Here is a 14,071-nt window from a genome sequence, read left to right as displayed (position 1 = left end):
TCTCTCCCAAAAACCAAGTTTTTATTCATTGCTGATTTGCGGATATTGTGCTATACTATATTGTAGCATATACTGGTTAAATGTAATTTTCATTAAAATCCCCAATGTCTGAGGAACGGGTTTACTGGCTGGCATGGTCAACAATTCATGGTATCGGCCCCATCACCCTTCAAAGATTACAGGAAAGGTTCGGAAGTCTAGCCACCGCTTGGCAGGCATCCCCCATGGAATTAGGTTCTGTAGAAGGGTTCGGAAGACAGAGTTTAGAAAAAGTGATCACTGAGCGATCGCAAATTAACCCCCAGCAACTATTGCAAAATCATCTGATTAAAAACCCTAACTTTTGGACTCCCGCCGACCCAAATTATCCTCGGCTTTTATCAGAAATACCCTCCCCACCACCAGTGCTTTATTACCGAGGAATAATCAACCCCGAAGAAAATCAAGGCCATGTCCCCACCATTGGCATTGTAGGAACCCGCTACCCCACAGAATATGGACGACGCTGGACTCGCAAAATTAGCAGCACCCTAGCACACCATGGCTTTACTATTGTATCAGGAATGGCAGCAGGTATCGACACAGAAGCTCATCGCAGTTGTTTAGAAGCAGGAGGACGTACCCTAGCCGTTTTAGGCACGGGAGTTGATATTGCTTATCCCAAAGAAAATCGCCCCCTTTGTGAGCAGGTATTACAACAGGGATTATTAATTAGTGAATTTCCCAGTGGCACTAAACCCAACGCTACCAATTTTCCCCGACGTAACCGCATTATTGCTGGGCTAAGTCTGGCAGTATTTGTCATGGAAGCACCTCAACGTTCAGGAGCCTTAATTACTGCCCGTATTGCCAATGAATTTGTCCGAGATGTTTATGTTTTACCAGGTCGTTTAGATGATGAGAAATCCCACGGTTGTCTAAAGTTAATTGATGGCGGTGCTGGCGTGATTCCCGTGGACATTGAACAACTCCTAGAACAACTTGGCGCTATCCCTCAATTAGACACACCTACCCAGCTTTCTATTCTGGAACAGACCCAACCCCGACCAGAATCTCCTAATTTAGACCCAGATTTAGCTAAAATATTAAATGCGATCGCCTCCCAACCCACACCATTTGATTTAATTGTTGAACAGTCGGGAATGGATGCCGCAACTGTCTCCAGCCAATTATTACAATTAGAATTATTGGAGTTAGTTACCCAGCTTCCCGGAATGCGATATCAGAGAGCATAATCAATCCCTACTTTCCCCCTTAAGAAACTACTACAAAAACATCAACTTTTACTATTACCACCATCCTAACTCAACATCAAAGGAGTAAAATTAACCAGATATTTGTGAGTTTCATAATTGGTGAATGACCAACTTTCCGGGGTGATTTCTAACGAGAAAATTTCCTGATCACTTAACTCATTGGTCGGCAGAACCCCCGCAAAACCAAACTGTGTATTTTCCTTAATATTAAACTGTTTGATAACGTCTTGTCTGGGATGTGAAACTTCTATATATCCCAGAAACTTAGAGTTAGCAAAAACCTTGAGTTTTTTAATCTGTGAAAAGTCTAAATTTGCCGCCCATCCTTTCAACAATAAATGTTGTTTATCTATCATCTTTATTTCATCTAACCCAAGTCTAAACTTCTGTTTATTTTCGGGTAATCCCAACTGCTCAGTAGCCTTACCTACATAGCCATTGGAGGATGTTAAAGGAGTAAAATTAACCAGATATTTGTGAGTTTCATAATTGGTGAATGACCAACTTTCTGGGGTAATTTCTAACGAGAAAATGTCCTGAACACTTAACTCATTGGTCGGCAGAACTACCGCAAAACCAAACTGTGTATTTTCCTTAATATGAAAGTGTTTCATAACGTCTCTTCTGAGATGTGAAACTTCTATATATCCCAGAAACTTAGAGTTAGCAAAAACCTTGAGTTTTTTAATCTGTGAAAAGTCTAAATTTGCCGCCCATCCTTTCAACAATAAATGTTGTTTATCTATCATCTTTATTTCATCTAAATATAGTCTAAACTTCTGTTTATTTTCCGCTAATCCCAACTGCTCAGTAGCCTTACCTACATAGACATGAGAGTATTTTCTGGGAGCAGAATTAATTAACGCACAGGTCAAATTAATTACGGCTGAGGGAGCTATTTTTAAAATTTCGCTGAAGTTTTCGTTGGTATAGCGTTTAGATTTACCTTGAGAGTGGGTTAAAATAAATAATAATCTATCTACACCAATATTCTGAGCAATCTCGTTAGCTTTTGCTATCTCTTCGTCCGAATCGTTATGGTCAAACAGGATATATTTCCAAATCACATGGGGATGATTATTTGCATTCTTATTAGCAACGGCATCCTTCATAAAACGGATGCACTTTTCCCAATCACCTCCCCTTCGATAGATTTCATATTTTTCCTGGGACGCTCCATCACAAGAAACAATAATTTGATGGAGGGTTTCTTCTCCAACAGATAGATTAAAGTTGTTATTACCGTTGGTAGTTAACGTCTGCTGGGTATTGGGAAAAAACTCAGATACAATTTTCACAAATTGAGAAAACTCAGGGTGGTTCAGAGGTTCTCCCTGTCCGCAATATTCAACCCAATCTATATTATAGTTATCTTCTGCACAAGATACAATCAAAGTTTGGAACTGCTTCTTGTCTAAAAAAAGTTGACCTCGCCGTTGCCTAACCTGTTTAATTCGACTACAACCCCAACAACTTAAAGAACAAGAAAGAGATGTTTCCACTTGAATTTTGTTTAAATGAAATTTGCGTATACGATTTTCAAAACTTTGCTCGGGGTGAAAAAAAGCACAGTTTTGACAGATACCATCATGGGGTACTAATTTCAATAAAAGTCGGGTTTCAATATTATTCAATGTTGGAGATTTGACTATCTGACCTATGGTCGGAGAATCATTTAAATTAGCAAGTATAACTTGCTCACCATAGTCATCATCGCAGGGAATGTCTCCATTAGATTTGACGTAAAGCGTACTCAGGATTTCACAGTACATAATTCCATACTCCATAAGAGGGTTGAAAAAGAAGAAAACCCATTTTAAATTGAAGCTAATTAAGTTTTTTCTGTTGCTTTTAACCCATTCAGTACCATAATGGGCAGTTATCAGAGATCCGAATCCAGCAACTGATTACACTACTGCTACAACTAATACTCGCTACTTAGCGCGAATCTTCTGATAATTATATACTATGTTCAGGGTGGTTTTGTCAAGTCTACCAATGGGTGCCGTTAGGTTGGTCTTGTGATGAACAAGAGCAACCCATCAATTCCTTGAAGAGAGCCGAAACAACAGTTAACTTAATAATTATAAATTTATGTCACCTTAACATTATTTAGCCAACCTTTCCCGGAGGATAAACTCAGCAATCTGTAAATCTACAGGAGTAGTAACTTTCAGATTAGTTTCCTCCCCCTCCACCACCTGAACCGGAAGACCACAACGTTCAAACAGCGCCGCATCATCAGTAACGTCCCAACCCAGATGACGGCCTTTTTCGTGACATTCCCTCAGTAGTGGAACTTCAAAACCTTGGGGAGTTTGGGCGGCCCATAATTGACGGCGATCGGGAGTATCCTGGATAAAATTATTACCATCTACTATTTTGATGGTATCCTTGACTGGAATAGCGGCAATCAAACCAGATACCGATTCCAGAGCCTTCGTACAGCGATCGAATAAATCGGGGGTCGCTAAACATCTCGCGCCGTCGTGGATTAAAACCCGGTCGGCTTCAGGGGGAAGAGCTTGTAAGCCGTTATAAACCGACTCCTGACGGGTTTCTCCCCCAATAATGAACTTTATGGGTAGATTCAGGGAAACCTCGTCTACGATCGCCTTAAAATCCGGGAAATCAGCAGTTTGTCCGATAATACCAATCCAAATAATCGATTTAGATGCCCCGGCACTAGCTAGAGTCCAACCAAGTAGGGATCTGTCCAATAATTTCAGTAGCAATTTGTTACAGCTTGCCCCCATACGCCGTCCACTTCCGGCGGCGGGAATTAGTAAATACATGATTACCTAAGTCTTTTGTTTTTGGTGATAGTATTATAGAGCGTCACTGAGAATAGGCAAACCATTCGATGCTCATCTCGCGCCCTCTTTAATTATTCTTCTAAAACCAATTTCCATCCCTTTCAGCCATGGCATACAGGCTGTGGCGCTGCCCAAAAATTATTCCCCCCTACTTCACCCACTCAGGTTAACCCCCGCCCAGTAAACCTGAGATATTTTTCTATGGTTTTCCGAACTGTCTTCATTTAGAATTAAGCTGATAAGTAGATTAACTCTATTAATTAAAATGAAAATACTAGCCCTTGTCCCAGGTGGGATTGGCGACCAAATTCTGTTTTTCCCTACCCTAGACGATTTAAAGCAAGCCTATCCCCATGCCCAAATTTCCGTAGTGACCGAACCTAGGGCCCAAACTGCTTACCGCGTCTGTAAGTCAGTATCCAAAGTTATCCCCTATGATTTTAAAGGGCGCAATAGTCTCGCCGACTGGGGTAATTTGATTGGCATTGTCCGTGACCGAGAATATGATGTAGTGATCTCCCTCGGACAACGATGGACTGTAGGGCTGTTGCTGTGGCTGACGGGAATACCTAACCGCGTCGGTTATGCAGGGAGTAGCGGAGAAATCTTTCTCACCGATGCTGTCCCCCTCAAAACTGAACAGTATGCAGCCCAGATGTACCATGATTTATTGCAGGGCCTAGACATTATCACCCCCTTTAGCGGATTACAGATTAATGTCCCTAAGTCGGACTTGGCTTGGGCTGATAGGGAACAGGAAAGCCTCGGAGTTAAGGAAAGTGGCTATATCCTTATTCATGGCGGGTCTAGTCAGATGGCTATTAATAAGGGCATTGATAAAATTTACCCGGTTGAAAGCTGGCAGAAGATTATTGAGGATATCCAACAGCGACAGCCTAACCTACCTGTGGTTTTGGTCGAAGGACCTGAAGATCAAGCCCTGATTACTCAAATAACCCAGCGTTGTCCTCAAGTTAAGTTGACACAACCAGAGGATATTGGTAAACTCGCGGCGATGATCGCTGCTGCTAATCTTATGGTTTGTACCGATAGCGCCCCCATGCACTTGGCGATCGCCGTTGGTACTTATACCATTGCTTTATTTGGTCCTACTGATCCTCATAAATTACTCCCCCCCAGCGAAAGGGCGATCGCTGTCAAATCTCCCACCGGAAAAATGGCTGATATCTCCCCTGATGAAGTCTTAAAGCGGATTTGGGGAAATTAGGTTTTTTTGTGGACCAACTCGACACGCTGAGGCTTCTGGCTTTCAGTGTGTCAGATTTGAGGCGATCGCCAACAATTCATCAACCCCATTTACAGTTACAATTTTAGTCTGCAAAGTCGCCTCTACTTCCGCCACAGTCAAATCATCCAAAAAGCGAGTATCCCCAGTTTTCAACATTAAAGACGGAAGCAAAACCCCATCACCCAAATCTCGTCCTTGGAGTCCCGCGATTAAATCCTGACCCGTCAACAACCCCGTTACAGTTATTTCCTGTCCCCAATAATCACTAGCCAAAGCCACCATTTCCACCCTTAACCCTTCCACCCCATTCAACCGGGCGACAATAGGCTTAAACGCCAATTCTACAGCATTCCCCACCACCCAAGTCCAGCGCCGAGGACTAGCCACACCATTCCCAGTTTCCCATTTCACCCTCTCAAAAGCCGTCTCAAATTCCCTTAAAAACTTACGAATAGACCCCACCCCATTACCAATTTGCGGATAGTCCTCATAATCAGACTCTGGTGGTAACTCCTCACGGGCGATTAAAAACCATTCATCCGCCAACCACACACAAGTTGACCCCAATTCTTGCTTGAATTTATCCTGGAGGTTTTGCACTTGCTTAATCACCTCCCTCGCCTTTTCCTGGCTTACCGAAATCAGTTGATCTTCCGGGGGTCGAAAACGAGTTAACCCCACCGGAACCACCGCCACCGAAGCCACCGCCGGAATATCTCCCCGGTGAAATTCCGCCAAATCTAGTAAAGTTTTTTCTAGGTGAACACCATCATTTATCCCCGGACAAACCACCACTTGAGCATGAATTTGTAAACGGTGCTTTTGAAACCATTTTAACTGCTCTAAAATCTGACCTGCTCGCTTATTTTTCAGCAGCAAACTTCTCACTTCTGGCTCGGTGGCATGGACGGAAACATACAGAGGCGAAATTCTCATCTGAGCAATTCTATCCCACTCAGATTGAGGTAAATTAGTTAAGGTTAGATAAGAACCATAGAGAAAACTCAGGCGATAATCATCATCTTTTAAGTAAAGAGAACCTCTTTTTCCAGGCGGTTGCTGGTCTATAAAGCAAAAAGGACAGCGGTTATTGCACTGAATTAAACCATCAAATAGGGCGGTTTCAAACTCTAAACCTAGGCTCTCGTCATAGTCTTTTTCTAGCTCAATATGATGGGTTTTTCCCTGACTGTCAATCACTTCAATTTCCAGAAACTCATCCGCACACAGGAATTGATAATCGATTAAATCGCGGGGACGAGTTCCATTAATGGACACGATCGCATCTCCGGGTTCAAAACCCACATCAGCCCCAATGGAGTCCGGTAACACCTCAGTAATTAGCGCCGGACGGATAGAAGATACACTCATACTGCCATCTCAACCTCACAGATAATACCCTACCACAATCAATTATCCATTAATTCCCTGGTGAGGTAGGACGGGTTGGTTTCTTAATCTTCTGGCCCGCCTGGGAGGAACTAGCGGAACTTCCCCCGATCGCGATCGCCCTCTCCCTATTCTATATTAAATATTCTCCAAAGCGCCGCCTACCACTGCCGTTAAAATCGCCACACCAAAAGCTAGTCTATACCACACAAACAGCCATGTACTACTGGTTTGCAGATAACGGATTAACCAGGCGATAGATAGGTAGGAAAATATGGTTGACGAAATTAAACCCACTACTAACGCCGCTGTACTAATGTCGTCTATTCCAGCCTCTAAGAAGTCTTTTAATTCTACCAACCCTGCTAGGGTAATCGCCGGAATTCCTAATAAAAACGAAAATCGGGCGGCGGTTCCCCTTTCTAGTCCCATAAATAACCCGGCGGTTATGGTGGAACCTGACCGGGATACACCCGGTATCAGCGCTAAGGTTTGCGCCAAACCCATCAGTACCCCGTCCTTAGCATTCAGATGGTCAAAGTCTCGCTTTCGGCTTCCTAGTTTTTCCGCGATCGCCAATAGGCTGGCCATCACAATCGAAGCGATCGCGATCGCCACTGTACTCCGCAGAGGTGAACTATCGTAATCGGGTATAAATAATTTAATCAGTAACCCAAAAAACACAATCGGTAGAGTTCCCAAACCAATTCCCAAAGCCATACGAAAATCTACCGACTGGTAATCCGATTTAGCGATCGCATCTATCGCCCCCAATACTACCTTTTTCAGATCAGACCAGAAAAACGAGAAAATCGCCACCATGCTCCCCAATTGAATAATAGCCGTAAATGCTACCCCAGGATCTCCCCATCCTAGTGCCATCGGAACTATTTTTAAATGGGCGCTGCTACTAATCGGGATAAATTCCGTTAGTCCCTGGACTATCCCTAAAATAATCGCCTGGAATAACGTCATCTGCGATTCTACTTCAATTTCTCCCATTCCTGGCGTGACTAAATCTGCCATATAGACCGGAAGACTCTGGAAATCCATGATTGTGGGGAATTGTCTCATTAACTCTAGATCTGAAATTTACACTTCTACGCACTGGACCAATTTAACATCCTCTCGTCAATTAACAGAGTTTTGTTAAGTTTTGTAACAAATATTAAGAAATGTTAAAAAATTTGCGGATTGGGGAAATGGGATATCTTTTTGAGGTCACTTGTGTTACTATATTAATAATGGGATTTATGCCTTTTTTTTATTTTTGCTAATATCCAATTATTTAACAATATGTCAATATAATACCCCAAATCGTCCCCCCTGTCAACCCCCCTTTATCTTTTTTTTATAATTGACCAAAAAATCAACTATTGATTTTTGTGTAGAATTTATGCCCCTGGGGGGGATAAATATTTGTGATATCATCAATTAATATGAACTTCAGTAACAAATCTTAAAGAAGCCTTGTTTAGCAATATTCTTCTGGCCTACATTCTGACATCAACTCAACCGCTGTGGGTACAGCAGTGGTCTTGGGCAACATTTGTCAAAAAAGCCCAACAGAGTCAAAGGTGGTTACCATTTACGATCGCCGTATTTTTAGTATCAGTCCCAGTATTTTTCCAAGCGCCCCTAGTGAGAATCTGGCCAATGTTGAGCCTAATCATGACCGGGGGATGGTTAGGGGTAAGTTTATATTTACTGAGAACCAAAGAAACGGAATTATGGGGAGATTTGCTATTTGGATTTAGCTGGACTTGGTTAACCGGGTCGATATATTGGGGTTGGCTGAGGTGGGAACCCCTGCTACATTTACCGGTAGAATCGATAGGAGTTCCCTTTGCGGTGTGGTGTCTGTGGCGGGGATGGGGTAAAGTAGGCAATTGGTTTTACCTAGGGTCTCTATTCGGAACCGCCGTTACGGACGGATACTTTTATATAGCAGGTTTAATCCCCAGTTGGCGACAATTAATGCAGGTCGATCCATCAATGGCCATGCCTATATTCCAAAATGCGATCGCCCTAGCAGGAACCCCGTGGGGAATTAGCTGGGCGGTAGTATTAGCCATGACCCTATTCGGAGTAGGAGTATTTCCCCTCCAGTCCCCAGAACCCCAGTGGTGGGTATTTGGCGGCGCAGTTTTAAGCACCATTTTAGTGGATAGCCTATTTTTAGTAGCCGCCTGCTTTGCTTAAATAGGCAAGTCAAGCCTAGTATCCACTGGCTCGGAGATATTGAAGAATACCTTGAGCGATCGCCTGAGCCATGCGAGTTCTTTGTGCTGGGTCAGCCAACAAACGAGCATCATTAGCATTAGTGAGAAACCCCACCTCCACCAAAGCCGAAGGCATAGTCGTATTTCTGAGGACATAAAACCGAGCCTGCTTCACACCCCGATTGTGCAGTGAGAAATTAGCCAGGATGCTGTTTTGAATGTACTGAGCCAAGCTATAGCCAGTTTGATGGTAGAAAGTTTCCACACCCGTAGCACCAGCGCGATAAGCCGCATTGGCATGGATACTCACAAAAGCCACAGCCCCAACACGGTTAGCTAATGACACTCGCGGTTCCAGGTCAATAGTGCGATCGTCAGTGCGGGTCATCACCACATTAACCCCATTCTGCTCCAAAATCTGCTGAACTTGCAGGGAAATAGAAATAACAACATCCTTTTCTCGAATACCACCAACTCCCACCGCTCCTGGGTCACTGCCGCCATGTCCAGGGTCAATAACCACAGATACCCTAGCATTAGGATTTCTACCCACAGGAGGCTGAGGAGATGGACGATTAGGCGGCGGAAAAGGTAGTGGGAGGGACGAAGGTGGTCGATTTTGAGCCGGAGGCGGAAAAGGATTCGGATTATTTATAGGTGGTTGTGTTACCGGGGCTGGAGTTCTGGGGGGAGGAGCGCCAGACGCTAAATGCACACCCATAGGAATAGCCAATTCTTGAGGACTATTTTGGCTAACCTGTCCTACCTGCACCCTGGTAGCTGGTTGAAATAACACCGTAAAAGTATCTGGGTCTTCCTGACGCAACCGAGACCAAATAATCGGTCCTCCCACTTCTCTTTGGGGAAGTCGCACCCCGTCAGCTAATCTAGCCGAGAAAAACGTAATACCATAAGCTCCCGTTTCTGCATCCCAACCGTGAGTATAGTTGAGAGGACCATTACCCCTCACCGCGAAATAGGATTGATTTTGAAGGGTAATCGACTCAATGGTAACTATACTCGAACTTGCCTGCACAGCCGGGGGAACTCCGCCTTGGGGCCAAATTGATACCCCTCCCGCTACTGCTCTGGCTTCCCAATTTTGATTAGTATTAGGGGTACTGAATGTGACCCGCACCACTGGGGGGGTTGTGGAAAGTTGGGTAACTTGACTTATGGCTACGCCTTCCCGGTTGACTGCTCTCCCCCTTGTGGTCGCACCCCTCAAACTCGCGCCGAAAATATCTAAGGTCATCCAAGTGCGGTCTTGAGAGCGTTTAAACTCAATCTGCGGCATTTGACCTGTGGTCTTTAAAACAATGCCGTTATCGCGCATTTCGATTTGTTCAACAAATGTTTGTGGCTGGTTAGGAATTGAACGGTTAGGGTTAGCTTGAGCGGTCTGTTGAAATTGTTGTTGGACTGGCTGTTGAAATTGCTGTTGGACTGCTTCAGTAGCGCTAACCACAGTAGCTTGAGCCGGAAGTGCAGCCGGGGGTGATGATGAGCCAATAGCTTGGGGTTGTGGTAGTTGTACCATCCACTCACTGGCAGAAATCCCTCTAAACTGCACCATTTGCGGGTTTAGGGTATAACCTTCTACCAGTTCTACAATAATTCGGGCATTTTCGTTATCGGTTTGTTCCCAACGAATTTCACGAATATTTCCCCCTGGTGATGAACGCTGACCGGACACAGAACCTAAACTTGTCCCTGGTAGTTCAATTACCAGACGGGTCGGGTTCGAGAGCAATTTCGCGGTAGGCTGTACTCCTTCATCTGTAGTAAATGACAGACGATTTTGGGAACTTTCAAATTCCCAAGACCGAACTTCGGCAGCTTCGGCACCTGATGCCATCAGCAAGACACTTACTAAACTGGGGAGTAACCAGCGTTGGAGTAGATTGGATCCAATTCTTAACACGGTAAACAAGTGGAGGAGGTAGTTGAGCTTTTATGGAACACCTGACATTCTAGCTAATCGGGTTACGCTTAACCTGAAAATAGCCCAATGTCTGGTAGCAGGCTAGAGCATGATAACATACAAAGGTTTTGGGTCAACCATAGTGACGGTATCATTGTCGATGTTTAAATATTGCCATAACCATTATTATTTAACGACAGTGGCGATCGCTATTCAGAAAGGTTTGACCCTCATTCCCCCATTATTCTCTGAAATCCCCTAATACTATGAATCTAAATGTTGGTGATCTCGCTCCAGATTTTACTCTCTCCGACCAGGACGGAAATTTGATTACCCTCAGTCAATTTCGCGGTCAAACTGTGGTTATCTATTTTTACCCCCGTGATCACACTCCTGGCTGTACTAAGGAAGCCTGCGGTTTTCGCGATGTCTATGCAGATTATCAAAGTAACAATATCATTGTTCTCGGAATTAGCACCGATGACCCTAAATCTCATACCAAGTTTATCAACAAATACCATCTGCCTTTTCCTCTGCTCTGTGACCCGGATGGTAAAGTTGCCACCCTCTATGATAGTTATGGCTTAAAAAAATTCATGGGTCGAGAGTTTATGGGTATTTATCGCCAAACTTTCATCATTAACCCAGATGGCTATATTCACAAAATTTATCCCAAGGTTAAGCCAGAAGGTCATGCTATCACTATTCTTCAAGATTTATCTGGGGAAGGTTAGAAAATATGTTAGAATTGGTGAAGGGCTGGATGCGTTTTGTTTATACGGTTTTGGGCATTATTTTTCGCCATCCTGTTACCGGAGTTAGCATCGTTCCTCTATTGCCAGATGGCAAAATTATCTTGGTTCGCCGCCAGGATAATGGCAAATGGGCTTTACCTGGAGGTATGATAGATTGGGGTGAAGATATCCTCACCACTGTTAAGCGAGAACTGGCTGAGGAAACAGGTTTAGAACTGGTTAAACTTGGGCGTTTGGTAGGAGTTTATTCGGGCGCTCATCGTGACCCTAGACTCCATTCTATTTGTATTCTTGTGTCGGCAGAAGTTACCGGAAATATGCACATTCAAGACACCTTAGAAATTGCGGAAGTTCGTGGCTTTGACTTGACACAAATACCAATGGATAACCTTAGTCATGATTATCAACAACAAATCCAAGACTACTTGCAAGGTCGCACAGCGATCGCTTAATTTTACGACCATGAACACTGTTAATTACACGGCTATATCTTATTAATAATCGGTGGAGATTTTACCAATATATAATCCTCATTAACCCCCCCTAACAGCCTCAAATTTGGGGGATTTAAGCCTCTGGGATACCTGCCAATTATGCCAATTATATGCCAGGTAAAAGCTATCAACCGTATTTTTTTAGGTCTAATGCTGATAATATATACTATAATGACATCATCTCGCTTCTGGCTATTCCCATCTATGATCTGCGATCCCGGGATATGACTAACCATCGCGAGAATAGTCAACTCATCATACTGCATCTCATTATATGGCTATGTTTGAACGTTCTTTTCCCTATGCTGAGTCCCAGGAAACACCGTTATTGTCCCAACCATTGCGCCATTCCCGCGTGAGACTTTCCCAGGGACAAGTATTCTGGCGTGAAGTTGGCGCGGGTCCTGATGTAGTTTATCTACATGGGTCATGGCAAGATAGTAGTCAGTGGCTGCCGATTATAGAAGAACTATCCTCAGACTATCATTGTTATACTCCCGATCGCCTTGGTTGTGGTGAGTCGGAATCCCCCAATATCCACTATTCTATCACGATGGCGGTGGAAAACTTAGCGGAATATATTGAGTGGCTGAAATTAGATCAGGTTCACTTAGTCGGACATTCTCTGGGGGGATGGATAGCAGCCAGTTACGCAATTCGCTATCAGCATAAAGTCAAAGGTCTAGTCTTAATTTCCCCAGAGGGGGTAGCAGTGAATGGAATCGAAAAACAATGGTGGTGGATGCGGTGGTTATGTGGAAATCCTCCCCTTTTAGCAACTTGGCTAAAACTGGTACATCCATTTACCCGTTTATTGGGGAAAGGGGATGCGATCGCCGATTGGTTAAAAGCGCGAGAAGTGATGATGCGATCGCCTATTTCCTGCCAGTTTTTGTTTAATCGCCGTCTGGCTGAAATCCGAGGGGAATTACTTAATGAGCAGCTAAACTCATTAACCATACCCGTATTAATTTTACAAGGAAATCGTGATCAACCGATGACTCAAGCCATGGCGGAAACCTTGAACTCCATCCTACCTAATTCTAGCCTAAATTCTATGGTTGCTGGCGGCGAAAACCTCCCCCAAGAGTTTCCCGCCGTAGTCAGTGAATATATCCGTCAGTTTCTACAAACTCACCCGATTTAAACTGGGAAGATTTCTATCTCTGACCATAGCTGACATTCCCCAAAAAATAGCTTCAGGGGTATCTACAATCAAAGCAGCTATTTTTGGGTATTGACTGTTAAGGTAGGTCATGAGAGGAATGCGATCGCCTCCTGTAATGCTAATTTTACTGTGGGGGAACTCCTGACACCAAGCAGTTATAAACTCCCGCAGACCAGCTATCATGCTGTGGATAATACCACTGGCGATCGCTTCTGATGTATTCACACCCCACCTTTGAGGTAAACTCTCAGGAAAAGCCACTTGTGGGAGGGTGGCTGTACGATTAGATAAGGAAGAAAACTGTAATCCTAAACCGGGTAATATTGCGCCGCCTATTAATTGGCGGTTTTGATTTACTCCGGTTAAAGTTAATGCCGTCCCTGCATCAATAACTAATATGGGAAAACCCAACTGATTCCCCGCACCTAAAACAGCTAAACCCCTATCTATTCCGAAAGTTGGATATAATCCCCCTAATGGTAACAACTCTAGGGTGATAATTTCAGCTTGGGGGTAGTTTTGCCATAATTGCATTTGTTCAGGCACTACAGAGGCTATAAATAGGGGTACAGGGGATATTTGATGAAGCCAAGACCATCCCATTTCTAAGGGAGATTGATTAAGGTGTTGAGTGTCCCAGGTTTCCACTAAAGTATCAGCCTGAAATTTCCCCCAGTGTAGTCGGGAATTACCAATCATTAATCCTAGCCAGTTTGGGGGATGCGATCGCAATTTCATCATGGGATTACATAGATAATATAGGATGAGATGATTATAATTAATCAGGGGTCATTCAAT

Annotated in this window: 12 protein-coding genes; 6 read left to right on the top strand and 6 right to left on the bottom strand. The window is 43.8% G+C overall.

Annotated features, from left to right (window positions below; genetic code table 11):
* Positions 1-104: 104 nt before the first annotated feature.
* Positions 105-1,235: a DNA-processing protein DprA gene (dprA, locus tag XZ46_RS14620; protein WP_008051502.1), complete on the top strand. Its 1,131-nt coding sequence runs from the start codon at positions 105-107 to the stop codon at positions 1,233-1,235.
* A gap of 65 nt (positions 1,236-1,300) precedes the next feature.
* Here the strand turns inward: dprA and XZ46_RS14615 are convergent, their stop codons facing one another.
* A complete protein-coding gene (locus XZ46_RS14615) occupies positions 1,301-2,890 on the bottom strand; it encodes a radical SAM protein (protein WP_228116345.1) in 1,590 nt (529 codons plus the stop codon).
* A gap of 474 nt (positions 2,891-3,364) precedes the next feature.
* A complete protein-coding gene (ispD, locus tag XZ46_RS14610; RefSeq protein WP_008051499.1) occupies positions 3,365-4,051 on the bottom strand; it encodes a 2-C-methyl-D-erythritol 4-phosphate cytidylyltransferase in 687 nt (228 codons plus the stop codon).
* Positions 4,052-4,337: 286 nt separating this feature from the next.
* Here ispD and XZ46_RS14605 point away from each other — a divergent pair, with 286 nt between their 5' ends.
* Entirely contained in the window at positions 4,338-5,300 is a 963-nt protein-coding gene (locus XZ46_RS14605; protein WP_006625133.1) for a glycosyltransferase family 9 protein, read from the top strand.
* A 42-nt stretch (positions 5,301-5,342) separates the two neighbouring features.
* On the opposite strand, the gene XZ46_RS14600 is transcribed toward XZ46_RS14605, so the two are convergent.
* Complete coding sequence (locus tag XZ46_RS14600) at positions 5,343-6,692, bottom strand: TIGR03279 family radical SAM protein (RefSeq protein WP_006625134.1); 1,350 nt, start codon at positions 6,690-6,692, stop codon at positions 5,343-5,345.
* 156 nt (positions 6,693-6,848) lie between these two features.
* Positions 6,849-7,763 carry an undecaprenyl-diphosphate phosphatase gene (locus XZ46_RS14595; RefSeq protein ID WP_008051496.1) on the bottom strand — a complete coding sequence of 305 codons (915 nt, stop codon included), beginning with the start codon at positions 7,761-7,763 and terminating at the stop codon, positions 6,849-6,851.
* 417 nt (positions 7,764-8,180) lie between these two features.
* Here XZ46_RS14595 and XZ46_RS14590 point away from each other — a divergent pair, with 417 nt between their 5' ends.
* Entirely contained in the window at positions 8,181-8,912 is a 732-nt protein-coding gene (locus tag XZ46_RS14590; protein WP_006625136.1) for a DUF3120 domain-containing protein, read from the top strand.
* A 15-nt stretch (positions 8,913-8,927) separates the two neighbouring features.
* On the opposite strand, the gene XZ46_RS14585 is transcribed toward XZ46_RS14590, so the two are convergent.
* On the bottom strand, positions 8,928-10,856 hold the full coding sequence (locus XZ46_RS14585) for an N-acetylmuramoyl-L-alanine amidase (RefSeq protein WP_008051495.1): 1,929 nt from the start codon (positions 10,854-10,856) through the stop codon (positions 8,928-8,930).
* Positions 10,857-11,122: 266 nt separating this feature from the next.
* Between XZ46_RS14585 and bcp the strand changes: the two genes are divergently transcribed.
* From bcp to XZ46_RS14565, 3 genes are all read left to right on the top strand, one after another.
* On the top strand, positions 11,123-11,590 hold the full coding sequence (bcp, locus tag XZ46_RS14580; protein ID WP_006625139.1) for a thioredoxin-dependent thiol peroxidase: 468 nt from the start codon (positions 11,123-11,125) through the stop codon (positions 11,588-11,590).
* A 5-nt stretch (positions 11,591-11,595) separates the two neighbouring features.
* Positions 11,596-12,063 carry an NUDIX hydrolase gene (locus XZ46_RS14575; protein ID WP_006625140.1) on the top strand — a complete coding sequence of 156 codons (468 nt, stop codon included), beginning with the start codon at positions 11,596-11,598 and terminating at the stop codon, positions 12,061-12,063.
* 316 nt (positions 12,064-12,379) lie between these two features.
* Positions 12,380-13,252 (top strand): alpha/beta fold hydrolase, encoded by an 873-nt coding sequence (locus tag XZ46_RS14565; protein ID WP_006625142.1) that lies wholly within the window; start codon positions 12,380-12,382, stop codon positions 13,250-13,252.
* On the opposite strand, the gene XZ46_RS14560 is transcribed toward XZ46_RS14565, so the two are convergent.
* Positions 13,232-14,014, bottom strand: coding sequence for a pantothenate kinase (locus XZ46_RS14560; RefSeq protein WP_006668811.1), 783 nt, complete (start codon positions 14,012-14,014; stop codon positions 13,232-13,234). The two genes, XZ46_RS14565 and XZ46_RS14560, sit on opposite strands and share 21 nt — an antisense overlap.
* Between the last annotated feature and the right edge of the window lie 57 nt (positions 14,015-14,071).

The organism is Limnospira indica PCC 8005 (genome assembly GCF_000973065.1).
In the GTDB taxonomy this organism is placed as follows: domain Bacteria; phylum Cyanobacteriota; class Cyanobacteriia; order Cyanobacteriales; family Microcoleaceae; genus Limnospira; species Limnospira fusiformis.
Note: the sequence above shows the minus strand (reverse complement) of the source record. Positions and strands in the feature narration are given on the sequence as shown.